Annotated in this window: 19 protein-coding genes and 1 pseudogene; 10 read left to right on the top strand and 10 right to left on the bottom strand. The window is 65.4% G+C overall.

Annotated elements, in window-relative coordinates:
* Positions 1-519: 519 nt before the first annotated feature.
* Complete coding sequence (locus OU800_RS19530; protein ID WP_268179003.1) at positions 520-909, bottom strand: DUF4345 family protein; 390 nt, start codon at positions 907-909, stop codon at positions 520-522.
* Between the two features lie 331 nt (positions 910-1,240).
* Here OU800_RS19530 and OU800_RS19535 point away from each other — a divergent pair, with 331 nt between their 5' ends.
* The 3 genes from OU800_RS19535 (at position 1,241) to ypfJ (ending at position 4,046) form a co-directional block, all read left to right on the top strand.
* Positions 1,241-2,593: a hypothetical protein gene (locus tag OU800_RS19535; protein ID WP_268179004.1), complete on the top strand. Its 1,353-nt coding sequence runs from the start codon at positions 1,241-1,243 to the stop codon at positions 2,591-2,593.
* A 138-nt stretch (positions 2,594-2,731) separates the two neighbouring features.
* Entirely contained in the window at positions 2,732-3,166 is a 435-nt protein-coding gene (locus tag OU800_RS19540) for a DUF411 domain-containing protein (RefSeq protein ID WP_268179005.1), read from the top strand.
* Positions 3,167-3,185: 19 nt separating this feature from the next.
* Positions 3,186-4,046, top strand: coding sequence for a KPN_02809 family neutral zinc metallopeptidase (gene ypfJ, locus OU800_RS19545; protein WP_268179006.1), 861 nt, complete (start codon positions 3,186-3,188; stop codon positions 4,044-4,046).
* 10 nt (positions 4,047-4,056) lie between these two features.
* Here the strand turns inward: ypfJ and OU800_RS19550 are convergent, their stop codons facing one another.
* The 4 genes from OU800_RS19550 to OU800_RS19565 all read right to left on the bottom strand — a co-directional run bounded on the left by OU800_RS19550 (position 4,057) and on the right by OU800_RS19565 (position 7,941).
* Entirely contained in the window at positions 4,057-5,388 is a 1,332-nt protein-coding gene (locus OU800_RS19550; protein ID WP_268179007.1) for an MFS transporter, read from the bottom strand.
* Positions 5,389-5,818: 430 nt separating this feature from the next.
* Positions 5,819-6,409 carry an HAD family hydrolase gene (locus OU800_RS19555; protein ID WP_268179008.1) on the bottom strand — a complete coding sequence of 197 codons (591 nt, stop codon included), beginning with the start codon at positions 6,407-6,409 and terminating at the stop codon, positions 5,819-5,821.
* Positions 6,406-7,275 carry an acyl-CoA thioesterase II gene (gene tesB, locus OU800_RS19560; RefSeq protein ID WP_268179009.1) on the bottom strand — a complete coding sequence of 290 codons (870 nt, stop codon included), beginning with the start codon at positions 7,273-7,275 and terminating at the stop codon, positions 6,406-6,408. The genes OU800_RS19555 and tesB overlap by 4 nt, the downstream gene beginning before the upstream one ends.
* An 87-nt stretch (positions 7,276-7,362) precedes the next feature.
* The gene (locus tag OU800_RS19565) at positions 7,363-7,941 is read right to left on the bottom strand and encodes a GNAT family N-acetyltransferase (protein ID WP_268179010.1); all 579 of its coding nucleotides are present in this window, start codon (positions 7,939-7,941) and stop codon (positions 7,363-7,365) included.
* Positions 7,942-8,006: 65 nt separating this feature from the next.
* On the opposite strand from OU800_RS19565, the gene trhA reads away from it, so the two are divergent.
* Together trhA and OU800_RS19575 are read left to right on the top strand one after the other, a co-directional pair.
* Positions 8,007-8,624: a PAQR family membrane homeostasis protein TrhA gene (gene trhA / locus OU800_RS19570; protein WP_268179011.1), complete on the top strand. Its 618-nt coding sequence runs from the start codon at positions 8,007-8,009 to the stop codon at positions 8,622-8,624.
* 1,017 nt (positions 8,625-9,641) lie between these two features.
* The gene (locus OU800_RS19575) at positions 9,642-10,562 is read left to right on the top strand and encodes a histone deacetylase family protein (protein ID WP_268179012.1); all 921 of its coding nucleotides are present in this window, start codon (positions 9,642-9,644) and stop codon (positions 10,560-10,562) included.
* A gap of 3 nt (positions 10,563-10,565) precedes the next feature.
* Here OU800_RS19575 and OU800_RS19580 read toward each other — a convergent pair whose 3' ends face one another.
* Positions 10,566-11,696, bottom strand: a complete 1,131-nt coding sequence (locus tag OU800_RS19580; protein WP_268179013.1) for an aminotransferase class V-fold PLP-dependent enzyme — start codon at positions 11,694-11,696, stop codon at positions 10,566-10,568.
* Positions 11,697-11,809: 113 nt separating this feature from the next.
* Here OU800_RS19580 and OU800_RS19585 point away from each other — a divergent pair, with 113 nt between their 5' ends.
* The 5 genes and pseudogenes from OU800_RS19585 (at position 11,810) to OU800_RS19605 (ending at position 15,352) form a co-directional block, all read left to right on the top strand.
* Positions 11,810-13,042 carry a TIGR03862 family flavoprotein gene (locus OU800_RS19585; RefSeq protein WP_268179014.1) on the top strand — a complete coding sequence of 411 codons (1,233 nt, stop codon included), beginning with the start codon at positions 11,810-11,812 and terminating at the stop codon, positions 13,040-13,042.
* 121 nt (positions 13,043-13,163) lie between these two features.
* Positions 13,164-13,253: pseudogene (locus OU800_RS19590) on the top strand (hypothetical protein); the annotation flags it as partial.
* Positions 13,254-13,477: 224 nt separating this feature from the next.
* Positions 13,478-14,479: a response regulator gene (locus tag OU800_RS19595; RefSeq protein ID WP_268179015.1), complete on the top strand. Its 1,002-nt coding sequence runs from the start codon at positions 13,478-13,480 to the stop codon at positions 14,477-14,479.
* 4 nt (positions 14,480-14,483) lie between these two features.
* Positions 14,484-14,921 carry a PAS domain-containing protein gene (locus tag OU800_RS19600; RefSeq protein WP_268179016.1) on the top strand — a complete coding sequence of 146 codons (438 nt, stop codon included), beginning with the start codon at positions 14,484-14,486 and terminating at the stop codon, positions 14,919-14,921.
* A 68-nt stretch (positions 14,922-14,989) separates the two neighbouring features.
* On the top strand, positions 14,990-15,352 hold the full coding sequence (locus OU800_RS19605) for a VOC family protein (RefSeq protein WP_268179017.1): 363 nt from the start codon (positions 14,990-14,992) through the stop codon (positions 15,350-15,352).
* Between the two features lie 10 nt (positions 15,353-15,362).
* On the opposite strand, the gene OU800_RS19610 is transcribed toward OU800_RS19605, so the two are convergent.
* From OU800_RS19610 to OU800_RS19625, 4 genes are read right to left on the bottom strand one after another with little or no spacing between them, the layout of a single operon-like run.
* Positions 15,363-16,223, bottom strand: coding sequence for a phosphodiesterase (locus OU800_RS19610; protein WP_268179018.1), 861 nt, complete (start codon positions 16,221-16,223; stop codon positions 15,363-15,365).
* Positions 16,216-17,247 carry an ABC transporter ATP-binding protein gene (locus OU800_RS19615; protein ID WP_268179019.1) on the bottom strand — a complete coding sequence of 344 codons (1,032 nt, stop codon included), beginning with the start codon at positions 17,245-17,247 and terminating at the stop codon, positions 16,216-16,218. The genes OU800_RS19610 and OU800_RS19615 overlap by 8 nt, the downstream gene beginning before the upstream one ends.
* On the bottom strand, positions 17,244-18,038 hold the full coding sequence (locus OU800_RS19620) for an ABC transporter permease (RefSeq protein ID WP_268179020.1): 795 nt from the start codon (positions 18,036-18,038) through the stop codon (positions 17,244-17,246). The genes OU800_RS19615 and OU800_RS19620 overlap by 4 nt, the downstream gene beginning before the upstream one ends.
* Positions 18,035-18,901 (bottom strand): ABC transporter permease, encoded by an 867-nt coding sequence (locus OU800_RS19625; RefSeq protein WP_268179021.1) that lies wholly within the window; start codon positions 18,899-18,901, stop codon positions 18,035-18,037. The genes OU800_RS19620 and OU800_RS19625 overlap by 4 nt, the downstream gene beginning before the upstream one ends.
* Between the last annotated feature and the right edge of the window lies 1 nt (position 18,902).

The raw sequence follows: 18,902 nt of genomic DNA on the forward strand, positions 1-18,902 counted from the left end.
GCCGCCGGGTTAAACCAAAACTTTCATTCGCGTAGTTTCATTCGCTTGAATAGCTTGCCGGCTTTCAGCCGGCATCCCGGTCAGCCCTAAGGCTGACCCATGTTCAAGCACTCCACGCTAATTCTGGGTTACCTCAGGTTCAGGCGCGTGCAGAGCCCGCCCAGGAGGGCGAACGGAATCGTCGTGGAAGAGGTTGAGCGGCATGGATGCCGCGAAAGCCGCGATGGGCCAGGGATGGCCCACCGCGGCGGGCCTCTGGAGCGACGATGGAGTGAGCGAACCCTCGCGCAGCGAGGGCCGGATGACCGGGCGGAGGGTTTTGGTTACTTTTGCCCTGCAAAAGTGACTCGCCCGGGAGGGCGAAACCAAAAACATCAGCAAAAACACGGCAATTCGGAACAGGCACCCGAACAACCAACGAGCCACACATAAACTCGCCAGTCCCGTCCCAATACTGATTTTCCCGAGACTCCGCGAAGAACCTTCTTTGTCCAGCATCCCCTACCGCCCGGAGGCTAATCAGCCCTCGCGCCGAATGCCGCGCAACGCCCACCAGGCCAAACCAGCCGATACCACCTCCAGTAGCAGCGCGGTGAGGTTGAAGGTCTGTTGCGCACCGCCGTCCAGCCACAGCCCGGCGACACGTGCCAGGGCCAGCGCGGCATAGAGCAAGACCAGCAGCATCAGGGCTGGGCGCAGCAGATCCAGGCGCGTCAGCGCCATCGCCAGGTAGGCCGCCAGACCCAGTTGCAGGCCACCGTAATAGGCGCGCACCTCGGTCACCGCGGCATTGCCCATCAGCAGCGCGCCGCTGAAGCTGGCCATCTCCTCGGGGCGAATGAAGTAGGCCAGTCCCAGGCCGGCGAGGACGACGATCTGGATCGTCAATACGATTCGGGCGAACAGCATGCCAGGACTCCTCGTTCGGTTGAGACACAGAGCATACGACGAAAATCGCCATGCCCTGCACCAAGCTTGGCTCGATTGCACTTTCGCCAGGGTGATCTACACCTAAGGGTGTAACCGTACTCGACAAGGAGGTCGACATGCCTGCCCGCGAGAAGTCCGTAGTACGCCTCCAGCGTGACCCCTCAGTTCCTGTCGAGTGCATTCTGCCACCTGCCTCCAGGAGCCCCCACGCAACACCGTGAAGCGGCCCTGCGCCGCACCTAGCCGAAAACCATAAAGGACGCCCCGCCAACGGACGACCCGGCAGGCGCGTTCCATCAAGGAGATGATCATGCGTAACGTAAAAGGAACCCTGATCCGCGCGTTGGCAATCACCACGCCGCTGCTCGCCACTGCCGCCCAGGCCGGGGTCTATCCCGACTTCGGCTTCAAGCCATCGGAACAGGAATACGATGGCCCGCTGTTCCAGCTCAGCCAGACCTACCCCACCTCAGCGCCACCGGCCTCGGCCCTGCCGGCCTTCTTCAAGCTGCTGCCCAAGGAGCGCAACAACGACTTCGAGACCTGGCGCGCCTACATGGACGCAGTGAAGGAGTATTGCCTGGAAGGCAACGTGGAAAACGACTGGAACGTGCAGAAGAACAAGGTACGCGGCTGGTTTCACATGCCCTGGCAACACTACGGCCCACTGGGCCGCGAAGGCATCCACGGGCTGACCAAGGAAGCCCAGATCCAACCCAAGCAGCTCGCCCCGACCCAGACCACCTCCGGGCAAACCTACGCGGTGGGCATCTACAACGATATCGGCGCCTACACCATCGGCCAGGTGTGGAAGGATCCCAGCAACCCCAACCCGGATTTCACCTCCAAGCCCAACAGCTTCGCCAACGGCACCGTGGTGTGCAAACCGCTGTTCGCCGACGTCGACCGCAGCCAGGTGCCCTTCCTGCAGAACCCGGTGCTGTGGCAGGGCTATATCACCAAGACCTTCGACTCGGGCGATCGCGTGGTGAAGGAGGTGGCTCTGATCCAGATGGACATTGCCGTGCGTGATACGCGCATCGACGAAACCGGCTGGATCTTCGGTACCTTCCAGTACAACGGCGCCATCACCGGCAAGCCGGGCTGGGACAATCTGGTGCCGGTGGGCATCATGTGGGGCAACGACCCGCAGGACAACGGCAACGATTACAGCAACCCGAAGCCGACCGAGACCCGCATCAACCCCAACCTCAAGCAAACCGCGATCAACGCCAACACCCGCGAGCTGCCGCCGACCCACCTGGGCTGGAACGGTCGCCTCAACGGCCCGGTGGACAACCCGGTAAGCTCCTGCATGAGCTGCCACATGACCGGTGAGTACCCGCAACTGGCAATCATGAACCCGACCTTCCAGGCCAACCCGCCTGCCGTCGGCTCGCCGGAGTGGATGCGCTGGTTCCAGAACATCCCGGCCGGCCAGCCCTTCAGCGAAGGTACCAAGAGCACGGACTACAGCCTGCAACTGGCCGGTGGCCTGGCCAACTTCTATGACTGGAAGTGCAACCAGGGCGGCGTCTTCGTCGATGGCAAGAACGCCTGCCAGAAAGCCAGCCAGTTGAAGCTGATGCTCAAGGGTAGCGTGGATATGGACGACATCAAGCCGGTGCAGCGTGACCCGAGCCTGATGGAGCTGCTGGAGTGACCTAGAACCTGTTGAGGTTGCGTAGCAACATCAACAGTCCCTACCCGTAGCTGCGAAGCCTGGCTTCGCAGCTACGGATGCTTGGGCCTGCTCAGCCATGGGGTTATCCTCGACACCATCGCCCTCAGGAGCCCCATCATGCGCCCTACTCTTCTCGCTCTCTGCCTTTTCAGCTCGCTGGCCCAGGCTGGCGAAACGCTGACCATCGACGTGCACCGCGACGCCAACTGCGGCTGCTGCACCGCCTGGATCGATCATCTGCAAGCCAATGGTTTCGTGGTCAACGACCATGTGGAAAAGGACATGAGCGCGGTCAAGCAGCGCCTCGGCGTGCCGCCACGCCTGGCCTCGTGCCATACCGGGGTGATCGACGGCCAGTTCGTCGAAGGCCATGTTCCGGCCGCCGACATCCTCAAACTGCGCCAACGCCCCGACCTGCTCGGCGCCGCCGTGCCGGGCATGCCCATGGGCTCGCCCGGCATGGAATACGATGGGCGGGTGGACGCCTACCAGGTCATCGGTCTGGATCGCCAGCGCCAGGATGTGGTGTTGAGCGACCATCCCGCCAACTGAGCAAACGGGGAACACAACCATGCGCTGGCAACGGGGTAGACGCAGTGACAATGTCGTGGACGCACGCGGCCGCTCGGGCAGGCGCATCGGCGGCGGGCTGAGCCTGGGGGCGGTGGCGCTGATCGTCGCCTTTGGCCTGCTCACGGGGCAGGATCCGCTGCAGATTCTCGGCCAGATCGCCGGTCAGGCCAGCCAGCCGCAGATCAACCAACCCGCCAATACTCCGCCGGCTCAGGACGAGCAGCGCGACTTCGTCAGCGCCATCCTCGGCGACACCGAGGACACCTGGCGCGAACTGTTCCAGCAGGCCGGCAAGCAATACCGCGACCCGCAACTGGTGCTGTTCTCCGACGGTGTCGATTCGGCCTGCGGTTTCGCCAGCTCGGCAGTCGGCCCCTTCTACTGCCCGGGCGACCAGCGCGTGTACCTCGACATGGCGTTCTTCCGCGAAATGGAGCAGCGCTTCGCGGCCGCCGGCGATTTCGCCCAGGCCTACGTGATCGCCCATGAGGTCGGCCACCATGTGCAGACCCTGCTCGGCGTCTCCGCCAAGGTCAACGCTGCACGTCAGCGCGGCGAACGCATCGAGGGCGACGGCGGCCTGCTGGTGCGCCAGGAGCTGCAGGCCGACTGCCTGGCCGGGGTCTGGGCCCATCACGCCCAGCGTCGCCACGCCTGGCTGGAGCCCGGCGACCTGGAAGAGGCGCTGAACGCTGCCAGCGCCATCGGCGATGATCGCCTGCAAAAACAGGCCCGTGGCCAGGTGGTGCCGGACGCCTTCACCCATGGCACCTCGCAGCAGCGCGTGCGCTGGTTCAGCACCGGCTTCGACACGGGCCAGCCAGGGCGCTGCGACACCTTCAAGGCGACGCGCCTGTAAGCGGCTCGGCTCAGGCCTGCGAAGGTGTCAGCCGCGCCGCCCGGCGTGCCGGCAACAGCAGCAGCAAGAACAGCGCCGCCACCACGAACACCAGGGCGAACCAGCCATACAGCTCCAGCGGCTGCCAGCCACCATCGAGCATCAGCCCGGCCACGGTGGGTGAAAGTATCGCCCCGCCACGGCCGATACCGATGGCCCAGCCCACGCCGGTGGCACGGATCGAGGCACCGTAGAGCAGCGGCGACAGCGCATACAGGCCCGCGACGCAGCCGTTGGAGAACAGCCCAATCAGCAGCCCCATGCCCAATGCCGCCAGGTAGGACGAGCCGATACCGGTGAACAGCAGCAGCAACAGCGCGGTGATCAGCATGAAAGCGGCCAGCACCCGGGGCAGGGCGAAACGTGCCGAGAGCAAACCCAGCAGCGTGGCGCCGAAGATGCCCCCGATGCTCAGCAAGACCCCGCCGGTGACGCCCTGCTGCACCGACAGCCCGGACGAAGTCAGCAGCTTGGGCGTCCAGCTCATGATGAAGTAGAAGCCGAACATCACCAGGAAGAACAGCAGCCAGATCAACAATGTGCCGCGCAGCAATGACGGCGTGAACAGCCGCAGTACGGCATTGCCGTTGCTCTCGGTGGCCTGTGCGGGCCTGGCCGGCAATGCCGCCAGGCCCGGCTGGCGCAGGCGTGCGGCCAGGGCATTGACCCGCTGCAGCGCATGGCGCGGCTGCTTGCTCAGAAGAAAATCCAGCGACTCTGGCAGCCATGGCAGCACCAGGGCGATGGCGGCGAAGGTGATCAGCCCGCCGGTGAGGAATACCGAGCGCCAGCCCCAGTGCGACAGCAGCCAGACCGCCAGCAGGCCGCCAAGCGTCGCGCCCAGGGCGTAGCCGGTCGATTGCAGACTGACCGCCAGGCCCCGCCAGCGCGTGCTGGCGTACTCACTGGCGATCACGTTGCTGCTGGCCAGGATGCCGCCGATGCCCAGCCCGGTCACCCCGCGTAGCCAGGCCAGTTGCGTGGGCGACTGGCTCAGCGACGACAGCACCATGCCAGTGCCGGACAACACCAGGCACAAAAGGATCAGCGGACGCCGGCCAATGCGGTCGGCCCAGGGGGCGATGAACAGCGAGCCGAGCGCCATGCCGAGCAGACCGGCACTGAGCAGCATGCCCAGTTCGCCCCCGCTCAGTTCCCACTCCGCCGTCACGGAGGAAGCGGTGAAGGCCATTACCAGCACGTCGAAACCGTCGATCATGTTGAGTACCACGCACACGGCAATGGCCACCCACTGGAAGCCACGCATCGGGCCTTGATCGACGACCTGTCGCAGATCGCTCATGGCGCCCCCCCTTCGCCGGTTACCGGCAGGCGCACAGCCAACGAAGGGAGAGAGGAAGACGGCCAGGCACAGCCTGCCGCCGGGAAGAAGGCGTGAGTCATCAGCGCAAACCCTTGATTGTTCTTGTCGGGACTACTGCTGCGAAGCTGGCAGAGTTGGATCCAAAGAACAATTCATCGGCACCGCAGCGGCGCCAGGCCGACTCGATTGAAAACGCTCGAAAGGCGCGCGAATCCTGACTGAAAGCCCTGTTTTAGGGCAACGATATTGTGTTCGCTGATCGAACGGCGGCTCCTTGAAGGAAAGACCAGACGGTATTTCCTTCCATGGCCCAGGCTCCACTGGATCCAAACCATGGCCCGCATGCAATCCGGGAATGCCTGGCACTCTGCCCCCGGATTGCATCCGGGCTACGCTCCCAGAGATCGCCTCAGCCCAGACGGGCCAGCAACTGCGCGCAATCCACGGCATGCAGTTCGGTCAGGTGCGGCCAGGGGTTGTCCGGCAGATTGACCAGCACGCTGCGCGCGCCGGCGGCCTGGGCGCACTCCAGGTCGAAACGGTAGTCGCCCACCATCAGCAGCTCGCTCGGCGCCACCTGCCAGCGCTCGGCCAGGTGCAGCAGGCCACCGGGATGGGGCTTGGGCGGTGCTTCGTCACGGCCGAGGATGTCCTCAACGGCGAAGCAGTCGTCCAGGCCGATGGCCTGCAGGGTCAGCAGCGCCAGCTCATGGGCGTTGCGGGTGAGGATGCCGAGCCGGCAACCGCGCTCGCACAGGCTGCGCACCAGCTCGATGGCGCCGGGTGCCGGGCGCGAGGTCACGGCCAGCTCGCGTTCGTGCTCCAGCAGCCAGGCATGCTTGGCCGCCGCCTCCTCGGCCGGCAGCGCGGCCAGGTAATGGAGGATGTCGGCTTCCTGAGGGATGCCCAGCACCCGCTTGATCGCCGGGAAGTCGTGCACCGCCAGGGTCAGGGTGCCGTCCATGTCGAACACCCAGTGGCGCACGGCCCCGAGGCTCACTTCCAGTCCTCGCGCACGCGGGTCAGGCCCTCCTGCGCCACCGAGGCCACCAGTTCGCCCTGGCGGTTGTAGATGCTGCCGCGTGAAAAACCACGAGCATTGCCGGCCCAGGGGCTGTCCATGGCGTACAGCAGCCAGTCGTCCATGCGCAGGTTGCGGTGGAACCACAGCGAATGATCGAGGCTGGCCACCTGCATGAACTTCTGGAACACCGACACGCCATGGGGCTGCATCGAGGTGGTGAGCAGGTTGAAGTCGCTGACGTAGCCCAGCAGGTACTTGTGCAGTTGCGGGTCGTCCGGCAGCGTGCCCGCAGCGCGGAACCAGACATGCTTGACCGGCTCGCAGGGCTTGGGCGCGAAAGGGTTGATCAGGGTGACCGGGCGGATCTCGATGGGCTTGTCGCTGGTCGCCTGCTCCCGCATGCGCTCGGGGATCATCGGCGCCACCATGCGCGCCAGCTCGAGTTCCGATTTCAGCCCCTCGGGGCCGGGCACGTCGGGCATAGCGCTCTGATGGTGAAAGCCCTCTTCGTCATACTGGAACGAGGCGCTGCAGAAGAAGATCGGTTTGCCCTTCTGTACTGCAGTGACGCGCCGCGTGCTGAAGCTGCCGCCGTCACGGGTACGGTCGACCTGATACACCACCGGCAGGCTGGCATCGCCAGGGCGCAGGAAATAACCGTGCATGGAGTGCACATGGCGCGCTTCTTCCACCGTCTGACTGGCGGCGGAAATGCACTGGCCCAGCACCTGACCACCGAACAACTGGCGAAAGCCCAGATCCTGGCTACGGCCACGGAACAGGTTTTCCTCGATCTGCTCCAGGCTCAGCAGCGCGACCAGATCATCGAGCACCTGGGTCATGGGGTCTCTCCTCGTGCAGGGGGGAATAGGTTGGCAAGGTGTGCGATGGTAAAGAATTTGCGTGCTGCTGTCGGCATCGGTTTGCCACTAGCCAGCAATACCCATCGAAGCGCCTGCCTGCCACTCGCTGCGCTGGATACGGTAGAGCACATGCGCTTGCAAGGGATGGCCGCTCGGCAACAACGGATGGAGGAAGTCGCCGGCCTGGTCACGACGCATACCGATGGTGCGCATCACCGCCTGCGACGGCAGATTGACCGGTACGGTAAAACTCACCACCTGCTCCAGCCCGAGCCGCTCGAAGGCCACGGCCAGCGCCGCACGCGCCGCTTCGCTGGCATAGCCCTGGTGCCAGTGGGCACGGGCCAGGCGCCAGCCGATTTCCACGGCCGGCACGAAGGGCGCCTCGAAACCGACGTGCGCCAGGCCAGTGGCGCCGATCAGCTCGCCATTGTCGCGCCGCTCCAGCGCCCAGAAGCCGAAACCGTACTCATCGAAATGCGCCTGTATGCGCGCCAACATCTGCGCACTCTGCTCGGCATCCAGGGGTGCAGGGAAATGGCGCATCACCTCGGCATCGGCATTGAGCGCGACCAGCGCGGGCAGGTCGGCATCGCGCCAGGCGCGCAGCAGCAGGCGCTCGGTGGAGGTTTCGATCAGGGGCATGGCGATTGACTCATGAGACTGCGACCATAGGTCGTCGATTCAACAGGATAACGACGGCAGGTAGCATGTACCACGGAGAAAGATTCAACGCCTGGAGCCACCTGATCGGCGCCGTTCTGGCCGCCATCGGTGCAATATGGCTGCTGGTACTGGCCAGTGCCACGGGCGACGCCTGGAAAATCGTCGCAGTGGCGATTTACGGCGTCACCCTGATACTGCTGTACAGCATCTCCACCCTCTACCACAGCATGCGCGGCCCGGCGAAACGGGTGATGCAAAAACTCGATCACCTGTCGATCTACCTGCTCATTGCCGGCAGTTACACCCCGTTCTGCCTGGTAACCCTGCGTGGCCCCTGGGGCTGGACCTTGTTCGGCATCGTATGGGGCCTGGCGCTGATCGGCATGCTGCAGGAAATCAAACCCCGCTCCGAGGCACGTGTGCTGTCGTTGATCATCTACGCGGTGATGGGCTGGATCGTGCTGGTGGCGGTAAACCCCTTGATCGCCGCTCTGGGCATGAGCGGTTTCAAATGGCTGGCCGCCGGTGGCGTGCTCTACACCGTGGGTATCATCTTCTTTGCCTACGACAGCCGCTTTCGCCATTGGCATGGCATCTGGCACCTGTTCGTGATGGCTGGCAGCCTTCTGCACTTCGTGGCGATTCTGTTCTACGTGCTGTGAGGTTTTTCTTGGTTTATCGCGTTTTCAGGGGGAATGCCTGGTTGATACTGGACTGGCAAGTTTGTGTGTTGGCTCTTATGTCTGTTCCGAATAGCCGCGTTTTTGTTGATGTTTTTGGTTTCGCCCTCCCGGGCGAGTCACTTTTGTAGGGCAAAAGTAACCAAAACCCTCCGCCCGGTCATCCGGCCCTCGCTGCGCGAGGGTCCGCTCACTCCATCGCCGCTCCAGAGGCCCGCCGCGAAGGGCCATCCCTGGCCCATCGCGGCTCTCGCGACATCCATGTCGCTCAACCTCTTCCACGACGATTGCGTTCGCCCTCCTGGGCGGGCTCTGCACGCGCCTGAACGCAAGGTAACCCAGAATTAGCACGGAGTGGTCGCACATGAGGTCAGCCTTAGGGCTGACCTGAATGCCGGCTGCAAGCCGGCAAGCTATTCAAGCGAATGAAACTACGCGAATGGAAGTTTTGGTTTAACTCCACGACCCAATCGCGATTTCATAACCACTAGAACACGCCGAGCAACCTATGGCGTGCCTGTTCGTTCAGGCGCGCGGATGCCCCCTTCAGGAGGCCGAACGTAGGCGCTGCGCAGGGGGCGAGCGGCATGGATGCCGCGAGAGGCTTAAAGGGCCAGGGACGGCCCTTGTAAGCCGACCCCGGAGCAGTGCCGGAGTGAGGGAAGTCGAGCGAAGCGAGACCCGGATGGCGGGGGTGCGTTTCTTTTGCTTACTTTTCTTTGCGCATTTCAAAGAAAAGTGAGTCGCCCGAGGGGGCGAAACAAGGAGTTTCCGAACACACCGAAGCGGCGTCCAGAACACCAAAAAACAAACAAACTTGCCAGTCCGATATCAAAACTGGCTTTCCCGAGATTCCGCGAAGAAACCTTTTTCTTCCATCGCTTGAAGGACGTTCAACGCGACAGCGCCAGTGGCTGCCCGGCGAAAAAGCGACGGCCTGGTGATTGCCTCGATTGGCTGCGACCATAGGGCGTCGTCGACTCGATGAATACAGTTCCTATGCCCCTACCGCTGGTCTACCACGAGGATTACAGCCCGCCCTTCCCCACCGGGCATCGCTTCCCCATGGAAAAATTCCGCCTGCTGCGCGACCACCTGGTGGACAGCGGTCTGACCACCGATGCCGAGCTGCAACGCCCCGAGCTGTGCCCAACGGAGATTCTCGCCCTGGCCCACTGCCCGGACTACATCACCCGCTACATGTCGGGCGAACTGTCCCAGGAAGAGCAGCGCCGCCTCGGCCTGCCCTGGAGCGAGGCGCTGGCGCGGCGCACCGTGCGCGCCGTAGGCGGCTCGCTGCTCACCGCCGAACTGGCGCTGCGCCACGGCCTGGCCTGCCACCTGGCCGGCGGCACGCACCATGCGCATTACGACTTCCCCTCCGGTTTCTGCATCTTCAACGATTTGGCGGTGATCGCCCGTTACCTGTTGGCAGCCGGTCGCGTACATCGTGTGCTGATCTTCGACTGCGACGTGCACCAGGGCGACGGCACCGCGCGGCTGCTGGAAGACGAGCCGGATGCCATTACCGTGTCGCTGCACTGCGAACAGAACTTCCCGGCGCGCAAGGCGCAGAGCGACTGGGACATTCCCCTGCCACGAGGCATGGGCGACGCCGATTACCTCAAGGTGGTGGACGACACGCTAAATTACCTGCTGCCGATCTACCAGCCGGACCTGGTGCTCTACGACGCCGGTGTCGATGTGCACAAGGACGATGCCCTGGGCTACCTGCAACTCACCGACGCCGGCCTGGCCGCGCGCGACGAAGCCGTGTTGCAGCACTGCCTGGGCCGCGACATTCCGGTACTGGGGGTGATCGGCGGCGGCTACTCCAAGGATCACGTCGCCCTCGCCCGCCGTCACGGCATCCTCCATCACAGCGCCGCCCGGGTGTGGGCGGCGCGAGGGTTGGGCTGAGGATCAGCCCAGTACCTTGTCCAACGCCTGCTCCAGGGTCTTCACCGTGCGCTCGATATGGCCCAGCTTGTCCAGCCCGAACAGGCCCAGGCGGAAGGTCTGGAAACCCGCCGGTTCGTCGCATTGCAGCGGCACGCCAGCGGCGATCTGCAGGCCGACGGCGGCGAACTTGGCGCCGCTCTTGATCTGCCCATCGTCGGTGTAGCAGACCACCACGCCCGGCGCCTCGAAGCCCTTGGCGGCAACGCTTTTGAAGCCGCGCGCGGCCAGCAGGGCGCGCACCCGGTCACCCAGTTCCTGCTGTTGCTGGCGCACCTTGGCGAAGCCGATGGCCTTGGCCTCCAGCATGGCGTCGCGGAAACGCGCCAGGGCATCGCTGGGCATGGTGGCGTGGTAGGCATGGCCGCCCTGCTCGTAGGCCTGCATGATCTGCAGCCACTTCTTCAGGTCGCAGGCGAAGCTGGTGCTCTGGGTCGCCTCGACGCGCGCCTGGGCCGCCTCACTGAGCATCACCAGGGCGCAGCAGGGCGAGGCGCTCCAGCCCTTCTGCGGCGCGCTGATCAGCACGTCGATGCCACAGGCCTGCATGTCCACCCAGAGAGTGCCGGAGGCGATGCAGTCGAGCACGAACAGGCCGCCGACCGCATGCACCGCATCGCTCACCGCGCGCAGGTAGTCGTCCGGCAGGATCATGCCCGAGGAGGTTTCCACGTGTGGGGCGAACACCACCTGCGGTTTCTCGGCGGCGATGGTGGCCAGCACTTCCTCCAGCGGTGCCGGGGCGAAGGCGGCCTGCGGACCATCGGCGACCGGGCGCGCCTTGAGAACTATGGACTCGGAAGGAATCCGGCCCATATCGAAGATCTGCGTCCAGCGGTAGCTGAACCAGCCGTTGCGGATCACCAGGCACTTCTGCTCGGTGGCCAACTGGCGCGCCACCGCCTCCATGCCATAGGTGCCGCTGCCCGGCACCACCGCCACGGCATGGGCGTTGTAGACCTGCTTCAGGGTGGCGGAGATATCGCGCATCACACCCTGGAACGACTGCGACATATGGTTCAGCGAGCGGTCGGTGTAGACCACCGAATATTCGAGCAGGCCATCGGGATCGATGTCGGGGCAGATCTGGGACATAGCGGGCTCCAGCCGAAAAGGTTCGAGCTGAACCTGCCCCAACCCGGGGCAAATGACAAGACCGGGAAGCACTCGGGTAGAATGCGCAGCCTTTCTCCTGCCTGCTCATCACCATGACTACAGCCGCTCAGCCCAGTGCTCATCAAGTCGCCATCATCGGCGGCGGCCCGGCCGGGCTGATGGCCGCCGAAGTGCTGGCCCAGGGCGGTGTGCGCGTGGAGCTGTTCGATGCCATGCCCTCGGTGGGGCGCAAGTTCCTGCTGGCCGGTGTCGGCGGCATGAACATCACCCATTCCGAGCCCAAGGCCGCCTTTGTTGGCCGTTACGGCGAGCGCCAGGCCGAGATCGCGGCGCTGTTGCGCGAGTTCGATGCCGACGCCCTGCGCGCCTGGATTCATGGCCTGGGCATCGACACCTTCGTCGGCACCTCCGGCCGCGTGTTCCCTACCGACATGAAGGCTGCGCCGCTGCTGCGCGCCTGGCTGCGCCGTCTGCGCGAGCTGGGCGTGACCATCCATACCCGCAGCCGCTGGCTGGGCTGGAACGCGGACGGCAGCCTGCGTATCGCCGGCACGGACGGCGAACGCGCACTGGCCGCCGATGCCTGCCTGCTGGCCCTGGGCGGCGGCAGTTGGGCACGACTGGGCTCCGACGGCGCCTGGGTGCCGCTTTTGCAGGCGCGCGGCATCGAGGTGGCAGCGCTGAAGCCGAGCAACTGCGGCTTCGAAGTGGCTGACTGGAGTGAATATCTCAGGGAGAAATTCGCCGGGGCGCCGCTGAAGAACGTCGCTTTGAGCCTGCCCGGCCAGTTGCCTCGCATCGGTGAATTCGTGCTGACCGCAGGCGGCATCGAAGGCAGCCTGGTGTACGCCTTCTCCGCCGATATCCGCCGCGCCATCGAGGCCGACGGCCTGGCCGTGATCCACCTCGACCTGCTGCCACAGATGCCGCTGGCCAAACTGCAGCAGGCGCTGGGCAAACCGCGCGGCAAGCATTCCATGGCCAAGCACCTGCACCGCCAGGCTGGGCTGGACGGGGTGAAAGCCGCATTGCTGCGCGAATTGGCCCCCGCCGAAGCTTTCGCCGAGCCAGCCGCGCTGGCGCCTTGGATCAAGGCGCTGCCGATCACCCTGCTGCGCCCCCGTCCACTGGACGAAGCCATCAGCAGCGCTGGCGGCGTGCCTTTCGCGGCGCTGGATGACAGCCTGATGCTAAATACCCTGCCCGGCGTGTTCTGCGCAGGGGAAATGCTCGACTGGGAAGCCCCCACCGGCGGCTACCTGCTCACCGCCTGCTTCGCCAGCGGCCGGGTGGCGGCGCAGGGGGTAATGAAGTGGCTGCGATAGCGATCTACACGACGAGCGCTCCTCGGTAGGGTGCGCCGTGCGCACCGAAACCACAGGCGGCAACGGGTAACGCGGCGAAGCTGGTGCGCGCAGCGCACCCTACGAACTGGCAGCAGTAGTCTGGGAAGCCCCCACCGGCGGCTACCTGCTTACCGCCTGCTTCGCCAGCGGCCGGGTGGCCGCGCAGGGGGTAATGAAGTGGCTGCAATAGCGATCTACACGACGGGGGCTCCTCGGTAGGGTGCGCCGTGCGCACCGCACAGGCCACACCGGGTAACGCGGCGAAGCCGGTGCGCGCAGCGCACCCTACGAAGGAACCTGGTCGGCAGACACGCGTGGATTTCATCCGGGCTACGCTTGAAAAAGCGCTGTGACACGCCACGGCATGCAGCTATGCTCAAATCCAGCGCTTCTTCACACAGGTAATCCCCCACCGTGATTCCCCTGCTGGTCTGCGACGACTCCAATATGGCGCGCAAGCAACTGATCCGCGCGCTGCCGGCCGAGTGGCCGGTCACCCTCAGCCAGGCGAGCAATGGCGAGGAAGCCCTGGCGCTGATCCGCCAGGGCCAGGGCCAGGTCATGCTGCTCGACCTGACCATGCCGGTGCTGGACGGCTACCAGACCCTGGCCGCGTTGCGTGCCGAGGGGCTCAATTGCAAGGTGATCGTGGTTTCCGGCGACGTGCAGGACGAAGCCGTGCGCCGCGTGCGCGAGCTGGGTGCGCTGGCCTTCATCAAGAAACCGGCCGACCCCGAGATCCTGCGCCAGACCCTGATCGAGCTGGGCCTGTTCAACCCCCAGGGCAGCCCGACGGCACAGGCGCAGATACAGGCCCTGGCCGAACTCAAAGTCAGCTTCCGCGATGCCCTGCGCGAGGTGACCAACGTGGCCATGGGCCGCGCCGCCGCGCTGCTGGCCAAGGTGCTCGGGGTGTTCGTGCAGCTTCCCGTGCCGCAGGTGAACATCTTCGAGGTCAGCGAACTGCACATGACCCTGATGGACGCCCAGCGTGGCGAGCGCTTCAGCGCCATCTGCCAGGGCTTTATCGGCGAAGCCATCGCCGGCGAAGCGCTGCTGCTGTTCCATGACTCGGAAGTGGGCGACATGGCGCACCTGCTGGGCTGGCAACCGAAGGACGAGACGCAGACCTCCGAGATGCTGCTGGATCTGGCCAGCATCCTGATCGGTGCCTGCCTGGCCGGCATCGCCGAGCAGCTCGACCTGCGCTTTTCCCAGGGCCATCCGCAACTGCTCGGCCAGCATGCCAGCCTCGACCAGCTCATCCAGGTCAACAAGCAACGCTGGCGCAAGACCCTGGCCGTGGAGATCAGCTACAGCCTGGAGGGCCACGCCATCCATTTCGACCTGCTGCTGTTGTTCACCGAAGATTCGATCAAACGCCTGACCGGCAAGATCGGCTACCTGATGGAGTGAGGCGATGCCCGCGCAGATCGATATCAAGGAAGTCCACTGGCTGCTGGACATCGTGCAGTGTATCGATGTCGGCGTGGTGGTGCTCGACCGCCAGTACCGCGTCGAGGTGTGGAATGCCTTCATGGAAAACCATTCCGGGCTGGGGCCGGATCAGGTGCAGGGGCGCTCGCTGTTCGAGCTGTTCCCGGACATCGATCGCCCCTGGCTGGAACGCAAGGTGGAAAGCGTGGTGCAACTGGGCACCCGCGCCTTCAGCCTGTGGCAGCAACGCCCCTACCTGATGCGCTTCAAGAGCTACCAGCCGATCACCGGCCAGGCCGACTTCATGTACCAGAACGTCACCCTGCTGCCGCTGGCCGGCCAGCCGGTGGAGCACGTGTGCCTGGTGATCTACGACATGACCGCCGTAGCCGTGGCGGCACAGGCGCAATCCACGAATTGAGGCCGTAGCCCGGATGCCATCCGGGGATGCGGCAACCAGACCACGACTCTAGAGAAAAAGGAATTTACATGCTGCGCAGCGTCGAGCTGAAAACCTTCGTCCCGGCACGGGACTTCAGGCTCAGTCAGGACTTCTACCAGGCGATGGGTTTCAAACGTGGCTGGGGGGACGAGCAAATGACCCACTTCAGCCACGGCAACCACTGCGCCTTCCTGCTGCAGAATTTCTACGTGAAGGAACAGGCAGAGAACTTCGTCATGCACCTGCTGGTGGAGCAAGTCGATGCCTGGTGGGAAGGCATTCAGGCGGCGCGCCTCGACCAGCGTTTCGGTACGCGCCTGATAGCGCCGCAGGATCAGCCCTGGGGCATGCGCGAGTTCATGGTGTTAGACCCCAGCGGCGTGCTTTGGCGAATCGCTCAAGACGCCTGAGCCCTCCCCCTCAATCGATCAGGCCATTGCCGTCATAGAACGGATAGGGCCCGGGGTACTGGCCCAGCACGGCCGTGTGGGTCACCAGGCCATGCTCGGCCTGCCAGTGGTGCAGCAGGTAACCGGGCGGCTCCAGATTGAAATGCGCCGGCGCATCGGATCGCAGATCCAGCACGATCTGATGGGACACGCCCGGGCATACGCAGCACAGGCTGCCGGCGAAGCGCCGCTGCATCGGACGATGCAGGTGCCCGCAGAGCAGACGCTCCACCTGCGCATGCCCGGCGATGACCGCCTGCAGGGCCGCCGCGTTGAGGAATGGTTCGCGATCCATATGGCCGATGCCACTGACGAACGGCGGGTGATGCAGGATCAGCACCGTGGGCGTGTGCGGGCGCGCCGCGAGCTGCGCATCCAGCCAGCGCAACTGGCCGTCCTCCAGTTGCCCGCCATGGCGCCCCGGCGCCGTGCTGTCCAGGCCGATCAGGCGCAGCGGATGCGTCTCGACCACCCAGTCCAGCGGTGCCTGCGGCGATGACGGCAGGTAGTCGTGGTCGGCGAATGCCGCCAGCAGGTGGGCGCGCTCATCGTGGTTGCCGGGCACCAGGTAATAGGGCATGTGCAGGCGCTCCAGCTCGGGGCGCAGCACGGCGTACTCCTCGGGCTGGCCGAAGTCCACCAGATCGCCGCTGACCACCACGATATCCGGGCGCGGCTGGCTGGCATTCAGTTGCTCGACGGCCCGGCGCAACGCCGCCAGGGTGTCGACCACGCCATAGCTGAGCTTGCCGTGGGCCTTGAGGTGCAGGTCGCTGATCTGCGCGATGAGAAAGGACGAGCCAGCTGCCTGGCAGGTGATGGCATCAGGCATGGAGGCTGAACACCCGTTGCGGCTCGATGGCCAGGTTGATCAACTCGCCCGGGGCGAGCAAGCGCTCGTCGGCGCTGTCCACCGTCAGCGGCTGGGCGCCGCCCACATCCACCAGCAAGCGGCTCTGCGCGCCCTGGAAGAACTGCCCGAGCAAGCGCCCGCGCATGTGGCCTGGCTCGCAGGTGACCCGCAGGTGCTCGGGGCGACAGTACAGGGTGCTGGGCAGCTCGCTGCCCGTCCAGGGCAGTTCGCCGCCGCTGACCTGCACGCCGTTGGCCGTGCGCCCCAGCACGACGAAGGTGTTGAGGGTGCCGACGAAGCTGGCCACGAAGCGGTTGGCCGGCTGCTGATAGAGCGCACGCGGCGTGGCCAACTGGGCAATGCGGCCATGCTGCATGACCAGAATGCGATCGCCCAGGGCCATGGCCTCGTCCTGGTCATGGGTAACGAACACGGCGGTCATCCCCAGCTCACGCAGGATCTGCCCCAGCTCGGCGCGCAGGTGCTCACGCAGTTGCGCGTCCAGGGCCGCCAGCGGTTCGTCGAGCAGCAACACCCGTGGCCGGGGAGCCAGGGCCCGCGCCAGGGCCACGCGCTGGCGCTGGCCACCGGACAGTTCATGGATGGCGCGCCGGCCATGGCCCTGCAGGCCGACCAGCTCCAGCAGCTCTGCACAGCGCCGCTCGCGCTCGGCGCGCTCCACCTTGCGTACCTTGAGGCCATAGGCGATGTTGCCGGCCACGTCGAGGTTGGGGAACAGCGCGTAGTTCTGGAACACCATGCCCACGTCACGGCGCTCGATGGGCAGCGCCGTGACATCGCGCCCGGCGAACAGCACCTGGCCCGCATTCGGTCGCTCCAGCCCGGCGATCAGGCGCAGCGTGGTGGTCTTGCCACAGCCGGACGGGCCGAGAATGGCCAGGGTCTCGCCGGCCTGGATGTCCAGCGAAAGGTCATCCACGGCGACGGTGCCATCGGCGAACGCCTTGCGGCAATGGTGCAGGCGAATCGAGGTTGCGCTCATCGTTGGTCTCCACGGGCCAGCCGCGCGCTGATGGCCTGCAAGGCAATCAGCAGCGGCACGATCATCAACAGGAACAGCAGGGTGTAGGCGCTGGCCACCTCCAGCCGCGCCGAGGCGTAGCTGTCGGCCAGGCCCACCGGCAGGGTCTTGGTCAGCGGCGTATGCAGCATCCAGGTCAGGTTGAATTCACCCAGCGACAGGGTGACCACCATCAGCACCCCGGCGAGAATGCCGGCGCGGCAGTTGGGCACCACCACGCTGAAGAAGCGCCGCAACGGCCCGGCGCCGAGGCTGGCGGCGGCCTCCTCCAGCACAGGCAACTGCTGGCGCTGCATCACCGCCATCACCGGGCGCACCAGAAACGGCAAGGTGAACAGCACATGCCCCACCAGGATGAACAGCCAACTGCCGCGAAAGCCGCCGAGGTGGCCGTAGGTGAGCAGCAGCGCCAGGGCGCTGGCCAGGCCGGGCATGGCCACCGGCAGCACCATCAGTTCCTCGAAGGCGCGGCTGAAGCGGTTGCTCATCCGCACCAGGGCGTAAGCCGCCGGCACGCCGATCATGCAGACGCACAGGGCGCAGGCCAGCGCCAGTTGCAGCGACAGCCACACCGTCGGCGAGTAGGCCTGCCACACCTGTTGCAGCCAGGCCAGGGTCAGGCCGCTGGACAGCCCCTGGAAATAGTTGCGGGTCAGCCCGGCGAGCAGCGACAGCAACACCGGCACCAGCATGAAGGCGCAGACCAGGCAGGTGAACGCCAGTTGCGCGGCGAACAGGCGCGAGCGCTTCATAGCAGGCCTCCGGATCGCCTGACCCATTTGCGCACCAGCAACAGCACGGCCCAGGTCAGCGCGCCGAGGATCACCGACAGCGCGGCGGCCACGGCGAAGTTGGCGTAGTTGGTGAACACGTTGTAGATCGCCACCGGCGTGACGTTCAGCCGCGTGCCCAGGGTGAAGGCGGTGCCGAACGCCCCCATGGCCGTGGCGAAGCAGATGGCGCCACAGGACACCAGCGCGGGCGTCAGCCCCGGCACCAGCACGTCCCAGGTCACCCGCCAATGGCCTGCGCCGAGGGAATGCGCGGCCTCCTCCAGGCTGACGTCCAGGCTTTCGCTGGCCGCCATCACGGTGAGGATCACTCGGGGAATGGAAAAATACAGGTAGCCGAGAAACAGCCCGGCCAGCGAGTAGGCGAAGACCCAGCGCTCGCCGGTCAGGCTCAGCCCCAGGCTGGCGAACAGGCCCTGGCGCCCGGCCAGGAGGATCACCAGAAAACCCACCACCACGCCGGGAAAGGCCAGCGGAAAGGTCAGCAGGGCAACCAGTGCCGAGCGCCCGAGGAAACGCTGGCGGGCGAGGAACACCCCACTGATGCTGCCCACCAGCAGCGCGGCCAGGGTCACCAAGACCGCCAGCAGGCAGGTCTGCGCCAGCCCGCTCAGGTACTGGGCACTGCTCAGTACCTGCCAGTAGCCGCTACCCGCCTCGCCCCGGCGCTCGCCACCGAGCAAAACCAGATGGGCCAGCGGCAGCAGCCAGAAGGCCAGCAACACCGCGACAGCCGGCAGCAAGGCGATGGCGGCGCCGGGTCGCCAACGCCACGCCGGGTGGCGGGCGATCGGAGCGGCGGCGGCGCGCAACGTGCTGCTCATC

The sequence above is a fragment of the Pseudomonas sp. GOM7 genome (genome assembly GCF_026723825.1).
Classification (GTDB): Bacteria; Pseudomonadota; Gammaproteobacteria; order Pseudomonadales; family Pseudomonadaceae; genus Aquipseudomonas.

Bases quoted from the DNA above. Each gene is read 5' to 3' on its own strand.
- OU800_RS19540 (WP_268179005.1), top strand. From the start codon at position 2,732: ATGCGCCCTACTCTTCTCGCTCTCTGCCTTTTCAGCTCGCTGGCCCAG.
- ypfJ (WP_268179006.1), top strand. From the start codon at position 3,186: ATGCGCTGGCAACGGGGTAGACGCAGTGACAATGTCGTGGACGCACGC.
- OU800_RS19615 (WP_268179019.1), bottom strand. From the start codon at position 17,247: ATGAGCGCAACCTCGATTCGCCTGCACCATTGCCGCAAGGCGTTCGCC.
- OU800_RS19585 (WP_268179014.1), top strand. From the start codon at position 11,810: ATGACTACAGCCGCTCAGCCCAGTGCTCATCAAGTCGCCATCATCGGC.
- OU800_RS19550 (WP_268179007.1), bottom strand. From the start codon at position 5,388: ATGAGCGATCTGCGACAGGTCGTCGATCAAGGCCCGATGCGTGGCTTC.
- OU800_RS19600 (WP_268179016.1), top strand. From the start codon at position 14,484: ATGCCCGCGCAGATCGATATCAAGGAAGTCCACTGGCTGCTGGACATC.
- trhA (WP_268179011.1), top strand. From the start codon at position 8,007: ATGTACCACGGAGAAAGATTCAACGCCTGGAGCCACCTGATCGGCGCC.
- OU800_RS19575 (WP_268179012.1), top strand. From the start codon at position 9,642: ATGCCCCTACCGCTGGTCTACCACGAGGATTACAGCCCGCCCTTCCCC.
- OU800_RS19610 (WP_268179018.1), bottom strand. From the start codon at position 16,223: ATGCCTGATGCCATCACCTGCCAGGCAGCTGGCTCGTCCTTTCTCATC.
- OU800_RS19565 (WP_268179010.1), bottom strand. From the start codon at position 7,941: ATGCCCCTGATCGAAACCTCCACCGAGCGCCTGCTGCTGCGCGCCTGG.
- OU800_RS19620 (WP_268179020.1), bottom strand. From the start codon at position 18,038: ATGAAGCGCTCGCGCCTGTTCGCCGCGCAACTGGCGTTCACCTGCCTG.
- OU800_RS19605 (WP_268179017.1), top strand. From the start codon at position 14,990: ATGCTGCGCAGCGTCGAGCTGAAAACCTTCGTCCCGGCACGGGACTTC.
- tesB (WP_268179009.1), bottom strand. From the start codon at position 7,275: ATGACCCAGGTGCTCGATGATCTGGTCGCGCTGCTGAGCCTGGAGCAG.
- OU800_RS19530 (WP_268179003.1), bottom strand. From the start codon at position 909: ATGCTGTTCGCCCGAATCGTATTGACGATCCAGATCGTCGTCCTCGCC.
- OU800_RS19625 (WP_268179021.1), bottom strand. From the start codon at position 18,901: ATGAGCAGCACGTTGCGCGCCGCCGCCGCTCCGATCGCCCGCCACCCG.
- OU800_RS19535 (WP_268179004.1), top strand. From the start codon at position 1,241: ATGCGTAACGTAAAAGGAACCCTGATCCGCGCGTTGGCAATCACCACG.
- OU800_RS19580 (WP_268179013.1), bottom strand. From the start codon at position 11,696: ATGTCCCAGATCTGCCCCGACATCGATCCCGATGGCCTGCTCGAATAT.